Origin of the sequence: Brevibacterium sp. ACRRH (assembly GCF_022346365.1) — a bacterium.
In the GTDB taxonomy this organism is placed as follows: Bacteria; Actinomycetota; Actinomycetes; order Actinomycetales; family Brevibacteriaceae; genus Brevibacterium; species Brevibacterium paucivorans.
This window is the reverse complement of record NZ_JAKRMN010000003.1, coordinates 186,385-203,771: the sequence shown is the minus strand read 5'-3', so window position 1 is coordinate 203,771 and position 17,387 is coordinate 186,385. Positions and strand designations below refer to the sequence as shown.

The following is a 17,387-nucleotide window of genomic DNA, read 5'->3' as shown; positions in this document are numbered from 1 at the left end:
ATAAAACACTGGCCCGCATGGTTACAGTCTTAGAAATCCAGAAACAGGAGGGCAAATGTTTGAACGGTTTACAGATCGTGCCCGTCGAGTCATCGTGCTGGCACAGGAAGAAGCTAAGCTTCTTAAGCACAACTACATCGGAACCGAACACATTCTTTTGGGGCTCATTCATGAAGGTGAAGGAATTGCTGCCAAAGCACTCGAAGGAATGGACATTTCCCTCGAGGGTGTACGCGAACAGGTAGTCGACATTATTGGTGAGGGTCAGCAGGCTCCTACCGGTCACATTCCTTTCACACCGCGTGCAAAAAAGGTGCTAGAGCTCAGCCTGCGTGAAGCCCTGCAGCTGGGTCACACCTACATCGGTACCGAACACATTCTTTTGGGGCTCATTCGCGAAGGCGAGGGCGTTGCCGCCCAGGTGCTTGTGAAACTGGGCGCCGACCTCGGCCGGGTGCGACAAGAGGTCATCAAACTCATTTCCGGTTACCAGGGCAAGGAACCTGCTTCTACTGGTGCGCGGGAAGAAGGAACGCCGTCTGGTTCGCTGGTGCTCGATCAGTTTGGGCGCAACCTCACCGCGGCAGCCCGGGAAGGCAAACTGGACCCGGTTATTGGTCGTGAAGAGCAGATGGAACGCGTCATGCAGGTGCTGTCGCGTAGGACCAAGAACAACCCCGTTCTCATCGGTGAACCCGGTGTAGGTAAGACGGCTGTCGTCGAAGGTCTTGCGCAGGCGATCGTGGCCGGTGACGTTCCTGAAACGCTCAATGACAAGCAGCTCTACACTTTGGACTTGGGGTCGCTCGTTGCAGGCTCCCGCTACCGCGGTGACTTTGAAGAGCGCCTCAAGAAGGTCCTCAAGGAAATCCGCACGCGCGGAGACATCGTCCTGTTCATCGACGAAATCCACACCCTGGTGGGTGCAGGTGCGGCCGAAGGCGCGATTGACGCCGCCTCGATCCTCAAGCCAATGTTGGCCCGTGGTGAACTCCAAACAATTGGTGCCACCACGTTGGATGAGTACCGTAAGAACATTGAAAAGGACGCAGCTCTGGAACGTCGTTTCCAGCCCATCCAGGTGCCTGAGCCTACGCTGGATATCGCTGTTCAGATTCTGCGTGGACTCCGCGACCAGTACGAAAACCACCACAAGGTGACCATTACCGACGGTGCGCTGGAAGCAGCGGTCAACCTCTCTGACCGCTACATCAACGACCGCTACTTGCCTGACAAGGCGATCGACCTCATTGACGAGGCTGGTGCCAAACTGCGCATCACTCGCATGAGCGAACCGCAGGAAATCAAGGATCTCAACGAGAAGATCGCAGAAGCTCGCAAGCGCAAAGAAGTTGCAATCGACAAGCAGAACTTTGAGCTCGCAGCTGATGAACGCAACACCGAAATGGAACTCACCAAGGAACGCGACAAGGCTGAAAAGGCGTGGCGTTCAGGTGCCCAGGGTGGCGGAGCGATCGTTGACGAAGAACTGATCGCTGAAGTGCTGGCTAAGGCTACCGGTATCCCTGTGTTCAAGCTGACGGAAGAAGAGTCGTCGCGACTTCTTCGCATGGAAGACGAACTGCACAAGCGCATCATTGGTCAAAACGATGCGATCAAGTCGGTATCGCGGGCAATCCGTCGTACGCGCGCTGGGCTGAAAGACCCCAAGCGTCCGTCCGGTTCGTTCATTTTCGCCGGACCTACCGGTGTGGGTAAGACCGAGCTCGCTAAGGCTCTTGCCGAGTTCCTGTTCGGTGATGAGTCCGCGCTGATCAGCCTGGACATGAGTGAGTTCTCTGAGAAGCACACTGTGTCGCGTCTGTTCGGTTCGCCTCCGGGATACGTGGGATACGAAGAAGGTGGACAGCTCACTGAAAAGGTGCGCCGTCGTCCGTTCTCGATCGTGCTGTTCGACGAGGTCGAAAAGGCTCACGCGGACATCTTCAACTCGCTACTGCAGATTTTGGAAGACGGTCGTCTAACGGACTCGCAGGGTCGTGAAGTGGACTTCAAGAACACCATCATCATCATGACCACGAACCTGGGTACCCGCGACATCAACCGGGGAACCCCCATGGGATTCCAGGCTGACAACGACACGGCCACCAGCTACGACCGCATGAAGCAGAAGGTCAACGAAGAGCTCAAGCAGCACTTCCGCCCTGAGTTCCTCAACCGTGTCGACGACACGATTGTGTTCCCGCAGCTTCAGAAGGACGAAATCGTCAAGATCGTGGACCTGTTCTTGACCCGTCTGGACACGCGTCTTGCTGACCAGGGTATGAGCATCGAGGTGTCTGACGACGCCAAGAACGCTCTTGCTGACCGTGGGTTCGACCCAGTTCTGGGTGCGCGTCCACTGCGCCGCACCATCCAGCAGGACATCGAAGATCCGCTGTCGGAAAAGATCCTGTTCAACGAGCTTCACTCGGGACAGCGCATCTACGTGGACGTGGAAGGCGAAGGGCCCCTGGCCACGTTCACCTTCCGCGGTGAAATGGACGACCGTGTGCTCACTCGTTCCAAGGACGAAAAAGACAACACGGGCGCGATCCCGGAAGCTGGTCCCGCTAACGACGCGGCCGGCAAGCCGGAAGCCACGGAAGACTCGGACGGAAAAGCCGTAGCACAGGCTAACCAAACGACCGAAGAGTAGAAGGATCTAGCATTGGTGTGTGACTTCATCTGAACCCACCAAGCTAGAACCCCACGGTGCGGGTACCGGCCAACGATGCCAGCAACTGACATCCGGTTTGCACATCAGGCCGGCCCGCACCTCGGACGTGGCCGCTATCCGGGCACTGTGCCAGCCGCTCATTGACGAACGGATCCTAGTGCCCAAGGACCACGTGAACTACTTCGAAAACATTCAAGAGTTCATGGTGGTGACAGACACAGACGGCACTCTGGCCGGCTGCGCCGCACTCCACGTGTTCTGGGAGGACCTCGCTGAGGTTAGGACAGTGGCAACCAGCGCACAGTTCCGCCGCCGAGGCGTGGGTCGCGCGCTCATTGAAAGTCTCCTTCAGCGCGCAAAAGACCTGGGCGTGGACCGTGTGTTTTGTTTAACATTCGAACGCGATTTCTTTGCATCCCTGGGGTTTGAGCAGATCACGGGAACCCCGGTGTCCCCTGAAGTGTTCGCTGAACTGTTACGTTCACAGGACGAAGGCACGGCCGAATTCCTGGACTTGGCCCGGGTAAAGCCCAACACGTTGGGCAACTACCGAATGATGATTTCACTGGGGCAAACTGAGAACACCTGAGTCTCGGGTGGCAAGTCCGTCGCTCACCAGGTCATCGATGAGCCGGGCAATCCGGTCATGCGTCCCCAAAGCCCGCACGCGCGTCAGGGACGAACCCACCGGTTCGGGAAGCTCTGTGATGACGGTGTCCTCAAAATCAGCGGCAGGAGCCGTAAAGTAATCTTCCCGCAGTGGACACCCTTGCACGGTGGATTCCTTGAGCGTTGCCATGATGGCACCGCGTAATTGCCGGTCAGTGCCGTGCCATGCTTGGGTTTTGGGTCGGGTGTCGCTTTTTGGCCGTCCGGCTTCGAGCCACGCGCAGTGCTGGGCCAGCGGGCACTCGTCACACTTAGGGTTGCGGGACGTACACACCAAGGCTCCCAACTCCATGGCTGCGGCGTTGAACTCAACGTGGTGGTCCTCAGGAACGAACTGCCTGGCCCACGCATGCTCTTTCTTGCTCAACGCAGGCTTGGGGTGGTCAACACCGGCGAACACCCGCGACAACACACGCCGCACGTTCACGTCGAGCACGATCGTCCGCTGACCAAACGCAAACGACGCAACCGCAGCAGCCGTGTATGGGCCCACACCTGGTAGGGCCAACAAACCCTCTTCAGTGCGCGGAACTTCGCCGTCCCCAATCGCCCGGGCACACTCCTGCAAACGCAACGCCCGCCTGGGGTAACCTAACGAACCCCACGCAACTAACACCTCGGCGGTGGGGGCGTCAGCCAACGCGCGGGGCGTGGGCCAGCGTTCCATCCATTCCCGCCACACCGGTTCCACCCGGCTCATGGGGGTCTGGTGAGACATGATCTCAGAGATAAGCACCGCCCAGGCCGAGGTGTCCGCGGCTCTCCAGGGGAGGGGTCGCTGTGCGCTGGCGAACCAGTGGGTGAGTGCGCGAGCGACTTTATGGTGTGTCAAGGTTTAACATCTCCGGCTGGCGGTTTAGGCTTCAAGTGATGTCTCAGAATAACAACTCTCGCCCTGGTCGACTGCCCGCGTCTGTGTACCGCAGGCGGCGCATTACTGTGCTCGGGTTGGCGGTTGTTGTTCTGGCCCTGTTTACCGTGGGTATTGTGCTGTTGGCGCAGGGGCTCACAAAGAACACGGCCGGGCCGGGGGAGCCTCAGGCACAGACCCAGTCCGGTGAAGAGCAGGGCCAAGGTGGGCAGCAAGGTGAGTCGGATGGCTCGGGTGAGTCAGGGGAGTCTGGCGAATCCGGAGGGTCTGGTGAGCAGCCTGCTGGACCGGGGCCCGATGAGTCTTCAGGCAAGTGCCCCACGGAAGCTGTCGAGATCTCTGCCAAGACCGACAAGCCCAGCTATAAACCCAATTCGGTGATCAAGCTGGAGCTGGGCGTGACGAATAAGCACAATGCGTCGTGCGCAATCGACGTGGGGCCCCAGAAGCAGACGTTCACCGTGAAAAAGGACAAGGACACCGTGTGGAGTTCCGCGTTCTGTGTGAGCGGTCAGCAAAAGGACCAGACCCAGGTGTTTGTGTCCGGTGCCAACAAGAAATCGGTTCTGCCGTGGGACATGATCCCCACGGACGACAAATGCAACCGCACAAAAGACACGCTGGACCCCGGCGAATACACGCTGGTGACCAAACTGGGCGATATCGAGAGCCAGCCGGCTAAGTTCGTGGTCGAAAAGCCGGAAGAGAAGAAGCCCGAGGGTGAGGACAAGCCTGCAGGTGAGAAAAAACCTGAGGGCGAGAAAAAGACTCAGGGCAACTGAGCCCCGCCACGAAACGTGGCGCGAAACGGCGCAAAGCGAGCGAAACTACGCAATATAATGCGCCGTATTGCTCGTTTAGCGCTGTCTGGTCCGGCTCACCTACCGCTTCAGCGTCAACTCAATCGCTTGAGCCAGGTTGCTCACTTCCTTCACCCGAATACCTTTAGGTAAAGTCGCATCGGCCAGCGATCCACTAGCAACCACGGCAGTATCAATCCCCATTCGCGCGGCTTCTGCCAGCCGTTGCCCTACGTTGGGCACGCGCCTGATTTCGCCGGACAGGCTCAACTCGCCAATCGCCACCAAACGTGAATACTGAGGTTTGTCCGCCGCGGCCGACGCCAACGCCAAAGCCACTGCCAGGTCAGCTGCCGGTTCCTGAATCTTCGCCCCACCAACAGTCGACACAAACACGTCAGACCGCGCCAGGTTCATGCTCTTCGAAGCAACCGCAATGAGCATGGCTACCCGGTTGAAATCCATGCCGCTCACGGTCCTCCGTGGATTCCCACCGGCAGCCTCCATAGTGAGGGCCTGGACCTCGATGACCAAAGGCCGTTTACCGTCCAGCGTCACCGTCAAACACGTGCCCGGCGCGTTAGTTTGCGACCGGGACAGGAACAACCCAGAAGGGTCGGATTCGCTGGTGATCCCTTCGTCCGTCATCGCGAAGCACCCCACTTCATCAGTTGGGCCAAAGCGGTTCTTGATCGCCCGCAACATGCGTAGGCGCGTGTGCTTATCGCCTTCGAACGAACACACCACATCGACCAAGTGCTCCAACAGCCGAGGCCCCGCGACCGTCCCGTCTTTGGTGATGTGCCCCACCAGGACGGTGGGCAAGTTGCGCGCTTTCGCGGCCCGGATCACCGCGGACGCAACTTCACGCACCTGCGTGACTCCACCGGGTACGCCTTCCACACGGTCGGATGCCAGGGTCTGCACGGAATCCACGATGAGCAGTTCCGGGTCTTCCACCTCGATGAGCCCCAAGACCGCCGCCAAATCAGTTTCGTTTGCCAAAAGCAGATTGTCTGACAGCGCCCCTGTGCGTTCAGCGCGCAGACGTACCTGACCCTGCGATTCCTCGCCAGTGACGTACAGAACGCGCCGGCCCGCATTCGCCGCTTTCGCGGACACGTCCAGTAACAACGTGGACTTACCCACCCCAGGTTCGCCGGCCAGCAGGATCACAGCACCTGGCACCAGCCCGCCTCCCAGCACGCGGTCAAGTTCGCTGACCCCTGTTGAGGTTGCCGAGGCGGTGGTTGCGTCCACCTGTGTGACCGGGGTGGCACGTTTGCCAGAAAAAGTGGCTTGGGTTTTGACGGACACACCTGGGCCGGCGTTTTCTTCAAGGGTTCCCCACGACTGGCACTTGGGGCACTTGCCCATCCACTTGGGGGTTGAAGATCCGCATTCGCTACACGTGTACGCCATAGATCTATGATCCCACGACACCTACACTGGGGACTATGTACTTCATTGTTGTGAAATATGACGTCAAACCAGAATCCGTCGACCAGTGGCCTGAAATCGTTCGCGAGTTCACTGAGGCCACTCGCGCTGAAGAAGGAAACCTGTTCTTCGAATGGTCCAAGAGCCTGGGAAACGACAACCAGTACGTACTGGTTGAAGGGTTCACCGACGAAGGCGCTGAACCTCACGTCACCAGTGACCACTTTGCCAAAGGCCTCGAAGCTATGCGCCCACACCTGGTTTCGACCCCGCAGATCATTTCCCGGCAGGTCGATGGCAACGGCTTCGAAGATATGGGCGAACTGAAGATCTAACTCAAAATAAAATTCCAATGCCCGGTGACCACGGCCGCGGTGATGCATGTAGCCGCCAGCACAGCGGCACACCCCATCGCAACCCAGTCACCGACACCCAGGCTTACACGCCGGGTCCACGTGCGACCCTTGGTGCCAAACGCACGCCCCTCCATCGCCATGGCTAACCGCACTGCTCGCCGAATCGCCTCGGTGAGCAGTGCGAACGCGATAGGGAAGAAATCGCGAAGGCCTCCAAAGAAACCTCCGTGGGAAACACCTCGGGCACGGCGGGCAAACCGGATCGTCTCCAACTGTTCTGACAACAGCCCCGCCAACCGCGCGGCCCCCAAGGCCCCCAAAACGAAACGTTCAGGCATCTTCAACAGCTGAACCAGAGAATCAGCCAGCTCAGTCGAATCGATCGAAAACGCTAAAACAACACACGGCAGAGACATCGCAAGTGAGCGCAAAAACAGCGCAAACCCCACCTCGACTGACCTGCTCGTCACCTCATACGGCCCAAAGTTAAACAGGACCGGGCCAGCCCCTTCCGCCAACAGAACAGTCGCCCACCCTGTTGCAAACGCCGCCAGCGGAATGAACCACAAGTGGGTAAACAACCGCTTCACCGGAAACCCAGTCAGCGGGAAAAACACAATCACAAAAACCATCATGAGTGACGCGCTGACCACGTCAATCGATAGGACAACCCCCACCGTAATCAGCAACATAATGGCGATCTTGGTGAGCGGGTTAGTGCGCGTGAGCGGAGTTGAACGAACCTCAAATCCCATACTCGTCAGCCCCTACTGCGTGAATAAAATCCGGGTCGTGCGTGACCGTCAGCAGCGCCGCCCCGTTATCAACCGCTTCGTTGAGTAAGCTGGCCAGCTCGCGCCAGCTGTGCGCATCTTGCCCAAACGTGGGCTCGTCCACAATGAGGACGGGCGCGGCCAGCATGCACGCGACACTCAACCGCCGCTTCTCGCCACCGCTGAGTGTCGACGGGTGCGCTAATGCCACATGGTCAAGCCGCAACCGCTCCAACACCGAGTCCGGGTCCACCCCGCCCAACACCAACTCGTCACGCACCGTGCGAGTGACGAACTGATGCTCAGGAGTCTGAAACACCTTCCCAATCCTGCGCGCCAACGCCCGCGCTTTCCACTTATGCGGGCTGGCGCTGCGCACGGGGAACTCCGGGGCCCACGCTTGCAGTTCCGGGCTGGCGGTGACCTGCCCAGACCGAGGTCGTAAAAGCCCCGCCGCTGTCAGTGCCGCCGTGGATTTTCCGGCACCGTTGGCACCCGTCATCGCCAACGCTTGACCTTGTGCCAGGGAGAACGCCACGTGGTTAACGTCTTCGTGACGACCCACGGTGGCGTCGACTTCTAGCAACTGCGGGCCAGTGGCTTCGCGAAGTTCGCGACGCTTAGGCCGCAGGTGACTGAGCCACAAACCGGCGTCTTCTAACTCTTGCCGATGCGTCTCCATGATCTGATGCGGTGGACCATCGGCAATCACCCCGGTGGGGGAGAGGACCACCATGCGGTCTACATGGTCTGCCCACAGATCCAAACGGTGCTCAACAACCAGCAGCGTCGCACCGGTCTCATCCGCAGACCGGATCACAGCATCCCGCAACCCAGGAGCCGACTGAGGGTCAATGTTTGCCGTGGGCTCATCCAACAAAATGATCGACGGACGCATCGCCAGAACACCAGCGAGAGCCACCCGCTGTTTCTGCCCACCAGACAACTTCGCCGTGGGCCAATCCTGCGGAAACGGCAACCCCACGGTGTCTAGAGCCCACTGCACGCGGTCAGCGATCTCCTCGACTGGAACACGCAGGTTCTCAGCGCCAAACGCAATGTCAGGGCCAATCCGGGACAACACCGCCTGCGAATCGGGATCCTGCAGAACCAAGCCAGTACGACCTCGGGTAGGGTCCGGAGCCGAGCCGTCAATGAGCAACTGCCCAAACTGAGTTCCCGACTCGCTGGGCAGAACACCGGCCACAGCGTGCAAGAACGTAGACTTGCCGGCCCCGGACGCACCCGCAATCAGGACCCGCTCGCCAGCCTCAATCTCCACCGAAATCCCGGTGAGGGCGGCACGTTTACGGCCGGCGTGCTTCCACCCAAAATCGGTTGCGCTGAGGTGACTCACACCTCGCGCCCGGTGTTGCCAGACGCAAACGCGTTAAGCGCTCCAGCTGATGCGAGCATGCGCGTGAGCAACCACGGGATCACCCCAGCCAAAACTGCTGATGACAGCACGGCAAGACCGGTGTAAGCAACCCGGAAGCCTAGCGACCATTCCGCAAGGTAGATGATCGATTCGTGAACACCCATGAACAGTCCCGCGAGCATGGCAGCCAGAATGCTCACGGGGAGCGTGAACTTGCGGTACCTGAACGCGGCAAAAACGAGCTCTGCGCCGAGCCCCTGTAGGAACCCGGAGAACACCGCAACCACACCAAAGTGGGAGCCTAAAACAGCCTCGAAAATCGCGGCCAGCAGCTCACAGAACAGCGCGGCACCAGGCTTGCGGATGATCATTGCGGCCAGCGGGCCCGCGAGCACCCACACGCCACCAAACAGCGCCACAGCAGGCGGGAAAGTCGTGGCAAACAGCAACTCAAAGCCACTCCACAGAGCTGCCCACAAGGCAAACAAAAGCCCAACCGCAACCGCGATTACGGCGCACACAACAATGTCGACAACCCGCCACGAGTAGGTGTGAGTCTTTTCAGTCGCTGTCGTCGATGACATGTATCCTCCCAGGATTTAGGAGGGGTAAAGAGAATCTCGACTCCCTTCGGCGGTCCTAACCGCATCAGGTTCGAGGGTCTGCATAAGCACTCTCAGCGCCCCTTATGGCGCTCCCCTGTCGCGGATCACACATTACACATAAACGGAGTATGAATAAACTTCTGGGAAGAAACTGCCCGAGGTGTTCCCCGGCTTTCTAAGGCAGGATCCCCAGGTGCGCAAGGGCTGCCTTGACGATGTGGTGCTGGCCGTGGCACATGTCGGCGATGATGTCGTCGCGCAGAAGTTCTTGAGGGGTGAACCAGTCGAAGCTCAACGCGTCTTGGCGGGGAGTGCATTCGCCTCGCACCTGCAGGATGTAGCACAGGGCCACTGCGTGCTGGCGAGGGTCATAGTAGTTGCTCACGCCTTGAGTGGGGAAGTATTCGGCCACATGGAACGGGGTAAGCGAGGTGGGAAAAACCGGTAGCGCAAGAGGGCCCAGGTCCTGTTCGCAGTGCCGGGCGAGTGCGCTGCGCAGAGTTTCGTGGAAGCGGACACGACCACCGACGATTTCGCGGCCCAGGGTCTGGTCTGGAAGGGTGCGCAGGAGCAGACCAATCCGTTCAACCTCGCCACTGTCACTCACTTGAACGGGTACTCCGTGTACATATGTGAGCGGGAGCTTGCGCCTGAGGCGGTTGAGCTCTTCAGGTTCGAGCCAGTTTTCGTCATAGTCCAAAGCGGTGCGCGTCATACCGGCAATTTTTGCACAAATTTCGCTCACAGCGTACAAGCGTTTCACCGCGAAAACATCACGTGACTGCGCACAGGTCACCTGCGGTGCACCGAAAGGTCGAACGCAGTTAACCCAAAACGGTCACTATATGGGCCGTTGTCAGTTGTTGTAGCTAGACGCCTGCCCAGAGGAGCTTTCGAATGAAGATCAAGTCGCTTGCCACCACGCTCGGACTCGTTGCATTGCTGTCATCCGGGGGTCTGAGTCCCGCCCTGGGGACGGGCGCCGAGGCGACGAAAAAGGCCGACATCTACAACCTCGGCATGCAGGTGGGTGACCGCAACACCGACCGCGCCTTCACGTGGTACACCAAGAAGATCGGCGAACAGAGCGTCAAGATCGCTCCCGTCAAGGAAATGGTGGGTGGCAAACTTCCGGAAGGCGCTCGCACGGTCAAAGAAGAAAAATCGGGAGTGTCAATTGACCGCGCTCGCCTCTACCACCAGGCGCACGTCATGGGGCTGAAAGCGAACACCCGGTACGCATACCAGGTTGGGTCCGACAAAAACGGATGGTCGGACGTCTACACGTTCTCGACCCCAAAGTCTTTCGCCACTGACAACGGTGAATTCCTAGCGGTAGGCGACCCACAGATCGGCTCCGGCAACGGAAAGCCCAACGATGCAGAAGGCTGGAACCGGACAGTCACCTCGGCCGCTAAGGCACACCCGAACGCACGCTTCCTCTTGAGCCTCGGCGACCAGATCGACACCGGCACGGGCAAACAGTACGACGCGTTCTTCGCGCCAGACGTCATGCGCACACTCCCGCACATGACAATCAAGGGCAACCACGAAATGCTCAACCCCGTCAGCCACATCCAACACTTCCGCCAGCCAAACCAGAAAGGCACTGGCGACTATTGGTACAAGGACGCTGGGGTGCTGTTTATCGTCCTGGACAGCAACAACCCCAACTGGAAGAAACACGGCCAGTTCATCAAGGACGTCAAAGCCGACCAGGGGCGTGACGCAAACTGGACGGTCGTCGCCTTCCACCACGCGCCATACTCGTCCGGCCCGCACCGCGACGACGCTGACGTGAAACTGTTGCGCGAAAAGCTTCCAAAATATATCGCCGAGGCCGATGTCGACCTCGTGATGAATGGCCACGACCACGTGTACACCCGTAGCTACCTGACAAACGGAGACGGTGCCAAAGTCGCAGGCGCGAAGGGTGGTAGCAAGCAGGTCAAGAAGAAGGGCGAGGCGATCTACATGACCGCAACCTCATCGAGCGGTTCTAAGTTCTACAGCAACAAGGATGACGCCGACTGGGCTGCTGTGGCCAAAGGCAACAATGTGCCCGGCTACGTGGGTGTGAAGGCACAACGTTGCTCGTTGCGCGTGACTGCGTACGAGGTTTCAACGACAGGCAAGCGGGGAACGCTCGACACCTTTACCCTGACTGACCGGTCAAACCGCGGCTGCAAGTAGGCCGACAAATTCGACGACAAATCCGACCTGCATTTGGGAAACGCCGACCGCGTCGTTTATCTTGATGTCGAGATACTTGTGAAGTGCCTCACTGATGTTCGGGTCACAACCAGGGGCCCGGTGCTATGACGCTTCTCATAGGTAATAGAGTGGTAGACACCACATACGAATGCGGACCAACCCGCGCGAAGGAGACCTCGCATGATCAATCACGAAGTTCGTACGTACAAGTCCTCAGAGAACCTGCCACGTGAAGAGCAGCTGGCCTACAAAATCGCCCAGGTTGCTGCTGACCCGGTAGAAGTTGACGCCGATGTCACTGACATGGTGATCAACCGCGTTATCGACAACGCCGCTGTTGCCGCCGCATCCGTGTTCCGTTCGGCCCCTAAGCACGCACGCGAACAGTCCTTGGCCCACAAGCTGGAGCCAGGCTCCACCGTATTCGGTGTTTCCAACGACACCCACATCTCACCTGAATGGGCGGCATGGGCAAACGGTGTCGCCGTTCGTGAACTCGACTTCCACGACACCTTCCTGGCAAAGGAATACTCCCACCCAGGTGACAACATCCCAGCGATTCTGGCTGTTGCACAGCACAAGGGAATCGGCGGAAAGGACCTGGTCAACGGTATTGCTACCGGATACGAAATCCAGGTCGACCTGGTAAAGGGCATCTGCCTGCACGAGCACAAGATCGACCACGTCGCTCACTTGGGCCCATCCGCAGCTGCCGGAATCGGTGCGCTTCTCCACCTCCCAACCGACGTCATCTACCAGGCCGTAGGCCAGGCTCTGCACGTCACCACGGCAACCCGCCAGTCACGTAAGGGTGAAATTTCGTCCTGGAAGGCCCACGCTCCAGCATTCGCAGGCAAGATGGCCGTTGAAGCTGTCGACCGCGCTATGCGTGGCGAAGGCGCTCCAAGCCCCATCTACGAAGGTGAAGACGGCGTTATCGCATGGATCCTTTCCGGTCCTGAAGCCCGCTACACCGTTCCACTGCCAGGCGAAGGCGAATCGAAGCGCGCGATCCTGGACACCTACACCAAGGAACACTCCGCGGAATACCAGGCTCAGGCGCTCATCGACTTGGCTCGCAAGATGGGTCGCGAAATCGATGACCTGTCGCAGATCGAAAAGATCACCATCCACACCTCACACCACACGCACAACGTGATTGGTACCGGTGCGAACGACCCACAGAAGATGGATCCAAAGGCGTCGCGTGAAACGCTCGACCACTCGATCATGTACATCTTTGCGGTCGCTATGGAAGACCAGGGCTGGCACCACGAAAAGTCCTACGCACCTGAGCGTGCAGGACGCCCAGAAACCGTTGAACTGTGGCACAAGATCGAAACCCGCGAAGACCCAGAGTGGACCCGTCGCTACCACTCCACCGACCCCAACGAACTGGCATTCGGTGGTCGCGTGGAAATCGTGTTCAAGGACGGCTCCACCAAGGTCGACGAAATCGCTGTTGCCGACGCTCACCCCAACGGTGCTCGTCCATTCGTACGCGAAAACTACGTACAGAAGTTCCGCACGCTTGCAGAAGGCATCGTTTCGGAAGCAGAACAGAACCGTTTCATCGAACTCGCCGAAAACCTGCCAAACTTGAGCGCCGACGAAGTTCGCCAGCTCAACTTCGTAGTTGACGGTGCAGACGAAATCACATCGAAGGGTATTTTCTAATGCTAGGTGCACAGACTCCCGCTCACGTTCGTCGTGAGAAGTTCCGGGAGCTGCTGGCCGGCGACAAGCTGGTCCAGTTCCCCGGCGCAATCAACCCCATCAACGCGCAGCTCATTGAGCAGGCTGGCTTCGAGGGCGTCTACATTTCCGGTGGCGCGTTCTCGGCAGCCCAGGGGCTGCCTGACATTGGTCTGACTACCCTGACCGAGGTCGTCGACCACGGCCGTAACATCTCGCGGGTGACGAACCTGCCCACCTTCATCGACGCTGACACCGGATGGGGCGAAGCGATGAACGTCGCTCGTACTGTTCAGGAATTTGAAGACGCCGGTGTTGCAGGGATGCACCTGGAGGACCAGGTCAACCCCAAGCGCTGTGGCCACTTGGACGGGAAGGAAGTCGTTTCCACCGCCGAGATGGTCAAGCGTATCTCGGCTGCGGTCAAGGGTCGTCGCGACTCGAACTTCGTCATCTGTGCGCGCACCGACTCGCGTGCCAAGGAAGGTCTGGACGCGGCAATTGACCGTGCGAAGGCGTACGCCGACGCAGGTGCCGACCTCATCTTCCCGGAAGCGATGAGCGACCTCGGCGAGTTTGAAGCCATGGCAAACGCCCTGGACGTTCCGATCCTTGCGAACATGACCGAATTCGGGAAGAGCGAACTGTTCACTACCGAACAGCTCGCAAACGCTGGTGTGAAGCTGGTGATCTACCCGGTGACCACGCTGCGTATCGCTATGGGAGCCATCAAACGTGGCCTCGAAGTGATCCGCCGCGAAGGAACACAGGAGTCGTTGGTCGAGGGAATGCAGACACGCGCCGACCTCTACGACACGATCGACTACGCTTCCTACAACGAATTTGACGCTGCCGTATTCAACTTTTCACAGGAGAACCACTCATGACCGAAGACATTAAGAAGGGGCTCGCCGGCGTTGTCGTCGACAGCACCGCTGTATCGAAAGTCGTTCAGGAAACCAACTCGCTGACCTACCGTGGTTACCCGGTTCAGGAACTCGCAGCGAACTGCTCGTTTGAAGAAGTCGCCTACCTGATCTGGAACGGCGAACTTCCTAACGCCCAGCAGCTCGAAGAGTTCGTTGCCCGCGAACGCGGTCAGCGTGCAATCGACCAGGAACTCGTCGACATCATCCTGGCTCTGCCCAAGGACACCCACCCCATGCACGTTGTGCAGACAGCCGTGTCATACCTGGGTGCCGTTGACGAACAGGCCGAAGACAACTCGCCAGAAGCCAACCAGGCAAAGGCAGAGCGCCTGTACGCTCAGCTGCCCACCATCGTGGCAATCGACCACCGCCGTCGCCACGGCCTGGACCCGGTCGCACCTACCAGCGACCTGAGCTACGCGGCTAACTTCTTCAAGATGGTGTTTGACGAAGTCCCAGCCGACGAAGTCGTGCGCTGCTTCGACATTTCGATGATCCTGTACGCAGAGCACTCCTTCAACGCATCCACCTTCACCGCTCGCGTGATCGCTTCCACCACCTCGGACCTGCACTCTGCAGTTGCCGGCGCGGTGGGCGCCCTCAAGGGACCCCTGCACGGTGGTGCCAACGAAGCGGTTATGGCCATGCTCGAAGAAGTTGGAACCGCCGACAAGGCATCCGCATGGATCGACAACGCGCTTGCCAACAAAGAAAAGATCATGGGATTCGGACACCGTGTCTACAAGAACGGTGACTCGCGCGTTCCCACCATGCGCGCAGCGTTCGAAGACATGGTTAAGGTCAAGGGCGCAAACGACCTTCTGGACCTGTACAACACATTCGAAGAGGACTTCGTGGGCCGCAAGGGTATTTACCCCAACCTCGACTACCCATCGGGTCCTGCGTACCACCTCATGGGCTTCGACACTCCACAGTTCACGCCTATCTTCGTGATGAGCCGTATCACCGGTTGGACCGCACACATCATGGAGCAGCACGCCAACAACGCGCTGATCCGCCCGCTGAGTGCATACCACGGTGAAGCTCAGCGCGAGGTTCCAGCAGAGCGCTAAAACCCTAAACGCAACGAGGCGGAGATCTACCTAGGTCTCCGCCTCGTCGCGTAAGAGCTACTTCCACATCCCTGGCCACAGTCGGCCCCTGTCCGAGGAGACACCATGACGCACGATGTTCCGCTCGTCCCTGGTTTTGAGTACAGCGTCGAAAACGGAATCGCTGTTCTGACGATTTCGCGTGTTGAAAAGCGCAATGCCCTGTCGCGGGAAATGTGGAAGGCTCTGCCCGGAATTGCGAAAGCAATCGACACCGACCCAGATGTCGACGTGCTCATCATCACGGGCGCGGGCGGGCACTTTTCGGCAGGGTCGGACATCAAAGACCTCAACGTGCCGCTGGAAGAGTTCTGGCAGACCAACTCCCAAGCAGAAGAAGCCATTGCCAGCATGGACATTCCCACGATCGCTGCGATCGAAGGCAACTGCGTGGGGGGCGGAACTGAGATCGCGGCTGCGTGCGATGTGCGCATTGCAAAGCCGGGCTCAATTTATGGTGTGACGGCGGCGCGCCTGGGCCTTGTGTATCCGCCGGGGCCCACCAAGCGCCTCGCGGAAATCATTGGGACGTCGTGGGCCCGCTACATTCTTTTGTCAGCTGAGATCGTCGATTTCGATCAGATGAACCAGCTGGGATTCTTCCACCAGGTTGCGGAAGATCCGTTGGCTGCCGCGCGGAAACGCGCCGAGGTGATTGCCAGTAGGTCTGCCCTGTCGCAGACGGGTGCCAAGCGGATTCTGCGCGGTGACACGTTCGATGCACAAGGTTGGGTGAGGGATGCGTACGCAGAAGAAATTGTGCGCGGCCAAGAGGCGTTCTTTGAACGTCGCTCGCCTGAGTTCGCGATCAACCGAACCGACTGGCCCACGGACTAGATCACATCGGGGCCCGAACAAGACCACTACACGACTCGGGGTAAACTTTCGCATATGCGTTTAGCCGTCCTAGACATCGGATCCAACAGCATCCACCTCCTCGTTGTTGACGCAGGGGTAGGTGCACCGCCACTTCCCGCTACTTCCCACAAAGAAGTACTGCGCCTTGCAGAACACTTAAAAGAAGATGGGTCGATCACCACGTATGCGCGTGAACGTCTCATGCAGTTCTGTAAAGAAGCAATCGAGATCGCAGAAGAACAAGGTGCCGAACAGATCCTGGCGTTTGCCACCTCGGCCCTGCGGGACGCACCCAACGGCGAAGCCACCATCGAAAAGATCTACAAGGAAACCGGGCTCACACTCAACGTCATGAGCGGTGAGGACGAAGCCCGCGTGACATTCCTGGCGGCCCGTCGCTGGTTCGGATGGTCAGCTGGAAAACTGCTTTTGTTGGACATTGGTGGCGGATCATTAGAGATGGCAGCCGGCCAAGACGAATATCCAGATGCGGCGGTGTCCGTCCCCTTGGGTGCTGGGCGCATGTACTCCGAATTCCTCAACGGGGGAGAGGTCACAACCCCCGACCAGATTGCGGCCCTTCGCCGTCACGCCCGCCAACTCGTTGGTCGGCACGCCGGACTCATCAACCGGGTAGGCAAACCAGACAACGTCGTGGGATCGTCCAAGACCTTTAGGTCCCTGGCCCGTCTGGGCGGAGCAGCCCCCAGCGGAAGCGGAATTTACGTACCGCGCCAGCTTCACCGCAAGGATCTCCCAGGCATCATTGAACAGCTGGCCAGCCGCAACGCTGCCCAACGCGCCGAACTCCCAGGGGTTTCCGAATCGCGTTCCGGCCAAGTGCTCGCGGGTGCAGTGCTCGCAGAAACCGCATTCACGGTTTTCAACATCGATACGATGCTCATTTCGCCGTGGGCTCTGCGTGAAGGAATCATCATGCGTAAGCTCGACCTGCTCGACTCCTCAGAGACGCTGTCGCGCCCCGCAGTGGCACTCCCACGATAAAC

Annotated in this window: 16 protein-coding genes and 1 riboswitch; of the genes, 10 read left to right on the top strand and 6 right to left on the bottom strand. The window is 59.0% G+C overall.

Annotated features, from left to right (window positions below):
* Positions 1-55: 55 nt before the first annotated feature.
* Positions 56-2,659, top strand: a complete 2,604-nt coding sequence (locus MHX53_RS04570) for an ATP-dependent Clp protease ATP-binding subunit (protein ID WP_239271402.1) — start codon at positions 56-58, stop codon at positions 2,657-2,659.
* An 85-nt stretch (positions 2,660-2,744) separates the two neighbouring features.
* Positions 2,745-3,269, top strand: coding sequence for an amino-acid N-acetyltransferase (locus MHX53_RS04565; RefSeq protein WP_239271431.1), 525 nt, complete (start codon positions 2,745-2,747; stop codon positions 3,267-3,269).
* On the opposite strand, the gene MHX53_RS04560 is transcribed toward MHX53_RS04565, so the two are convergent.
* On the bottom strand, positions 3,243-4,181 hold the full coding sequence (locus MHX53_RS04560; protein ID WP_239271401.1) for an A/G-specific adenine glycosylase: 939 nt from the start codon (positions 4,179-4,181) through the stop codon (positions 3,243-3,245). The genes MHX53_RS04565 and MHX53_RS04560 overlap by 27 nt on opposite strands.
* 38 nt (positions 4,182-4,219) lie before the next feature.
* Between MHX53_RS04560 and MHX53_RS04555 the strand changes: the two genes are divergently transcribed.
* Entirely contained in the window at positions 4,220-5,002 is a 783-nt protein-coding gene (locus tag MHX53_RS04555; RefSeq protein WP_239271400.1) for a hypothetical protein, read from the top strand.
* 99 nt (positions 5,003-5,101) lie between these two features.
* Here MHX53_RS04555 and radA read toward each other — a convergent pair whose 3' ends face one another.
* A complete protein-coding gene (gene radA, locus MHX53_RS04550; RefSeq protein WP_239271399.1) occupies positions 5,102-6,442 on the bottom strand; it encodes a DNA repair protein RadA in 1,341 nt (446 codons plus the stop codon).
* Positions 6,443-6,477: 35 nt separating this feature from the next.
* On the opposite strand from radA, the gene MHX53_RS04545 reads away from it, so the two are divergent.
* Positions 6,478-6,795 (top strand): putative quinol monooxygenase, encoded by a 318-nt coding sequence (locus MHX53_RS04545; RefSeq protein WP_239271398.1) that lies wholly within the window; start codon positions 6,478-6,480, stop codon positions 6,793-6,795.
* On the opposite strand, the gene MHX53_RS04540 is transcribed toward MHX53_RS04545, so the two are convergent.
* The 4 genes from MHX53_RS04540 to MHX53_RS04525 all read right to left on the bottom strand — a co-directional run bounded on the left by MHX53_RS04540 (position 6,792) and on the right by MHX53_RS04525 (position 10,287).
* Positions 6,792-7,571: an energy-coupling factor transporter transmembrane component T gene (locus MHX53_RS04540; protein WP_239271397.1), complete on the bottom strand. Its 780-nt coding sequence runs from the start codon at positions 7,569-7,571 to the stop codon at positions 6,792-6,794. The two genes, MHX53_RS04545 and MHX53_RS04540, sit on opposite strands and share 4 nt — an antisense overlap.
* Positions 7,561-8,946: an ATP-binding cassette domain-containing protein gene (locus tag MHX53_RS04535; RefSeq protein WP_239271396.1), complete on the bottom strand. Its 1,386-nt coding sequence runs from the start codon at positions 8,944-8,946 to the stop codon at positions 7,561-7,563. The genes MHX53_RS04540 and MHX53_RS04535 overlap by 11 nt, the downstream gene beginning before the upstream one ends.
* Positions 8,943-9,551: an ECF transporter S component gene (locus tag MHX53_RS04530; RefSeq protein ID WP_239271395.1), complete on the bottom strand. Its 609-nt coding sequence runs from the start codon at positions 9,549-9,551 to the stop codon at positions 8,943-8,945. The genes MHX53_RS04535 and MHX53_RS04530 overlap by 4 nt, the downstream gene beginning before the upstream one ends.
* Before the next feature lie 24 nt (positions 9,552-9,575).
* Positions 9,576-9,678: riboswitch (TPP riboswitch) on the bottom strand.
* Positions 9,679-9,747: 69 nt separating this feature from the next.
* On the bottom strand, positions 9,748-10,287 hold the full coding sequence (locus tag MHX53_RS04525) for a DUF4916 domain-containing protein (protein WP_102238829.1): 540 nt from the start codon (positions 10,285-10,287) through the stop codon (positions 9,748-9,750).
* A gap of 182 nt (positions 10,288-10,469) precedes the next feature.
* Between MHX53_RS04525 and MHX53_RS04520 the strand changes: the two genes are divergently transcribed.
* From MHX53_RS04520 to MHX53_RS04495, 6 genes are all read left to right on the top strand, one after another.
* Positions 10,470-11,765 (top strand): metallophosphoesterase family protein, encoded by a 1,296-nt coding sequence (locus tag MHX53_RS04520; protein ID WP_239271394.1) that lies wholly within the window; start codon positions 10,470-10,472, stop codon positions 11,763-11,765.
* Between the two features lie 201 nt (positions 11,766-11,966).
* Positions 11,967-13,463, top strand: coding sequence for an MmgE/PrpD family protein (locus tag MHX53_RS04515; RefSeq protein ID WP_239271393.1), 1,497 nt, complete (start codon positions 11,967-11,969; stop codon positions 13,461-13,463).
* Positions 13,463-14,368: a methylisocitrate lyase gene (prpB, locus tag MHX53_RS04510; protein ID WP_239271392.1), complete on the top strand. Its 906-nt coding sequence runs from the start codon at positions 13,463-13,465 to the stop codon at positions 14,366-14,368. The genes MHX53_RS04515 and prpB overlap by 1 nt, the downstream gene beginning before the upstream one ends.
* Positions 14,365-15,483, top strand: a complete 1,119-nt coding sequence (locus MHX53_RS04505; RefSeq protein ID WP_102238478.1) for a bifunctional 2-methylcitrate synthase/citrate synthase — start codon at positions 14,365-14,367, stop codon at positions 15,481-15,483. Before prpB ends, MHX53_RS04505 begins: the two co-directional genes overlap by 4 nt.
* A gap of 105 nt (positions 15,484-15,588) precedes the next feature.
* Positions 15,589-16,359 (top strand): enoyl-CoA hydratase/isomerase family protein, encoded by a 771-nt coding sequence (locus MHX53_RS04500; protein ID WP_239271391.1) that lies wholly within the window; start codon positions 15,589-15,591, stop codon positions 16,357-16,359.
* Between the two features lie 54 nt (positions 16,360-16,413).
* A complete protein-coding gene (locus MHX53_RS04495) occupies positions 16,414-17,385 on the top strand; it encodes a Ppx/GppA phosphatase family protein (protein ID WP_239271390.1) in 972 nt (323 codons plus the stop codon).
* Positions 17,386-17,387 lie beyond the last annotated feature (2 nt).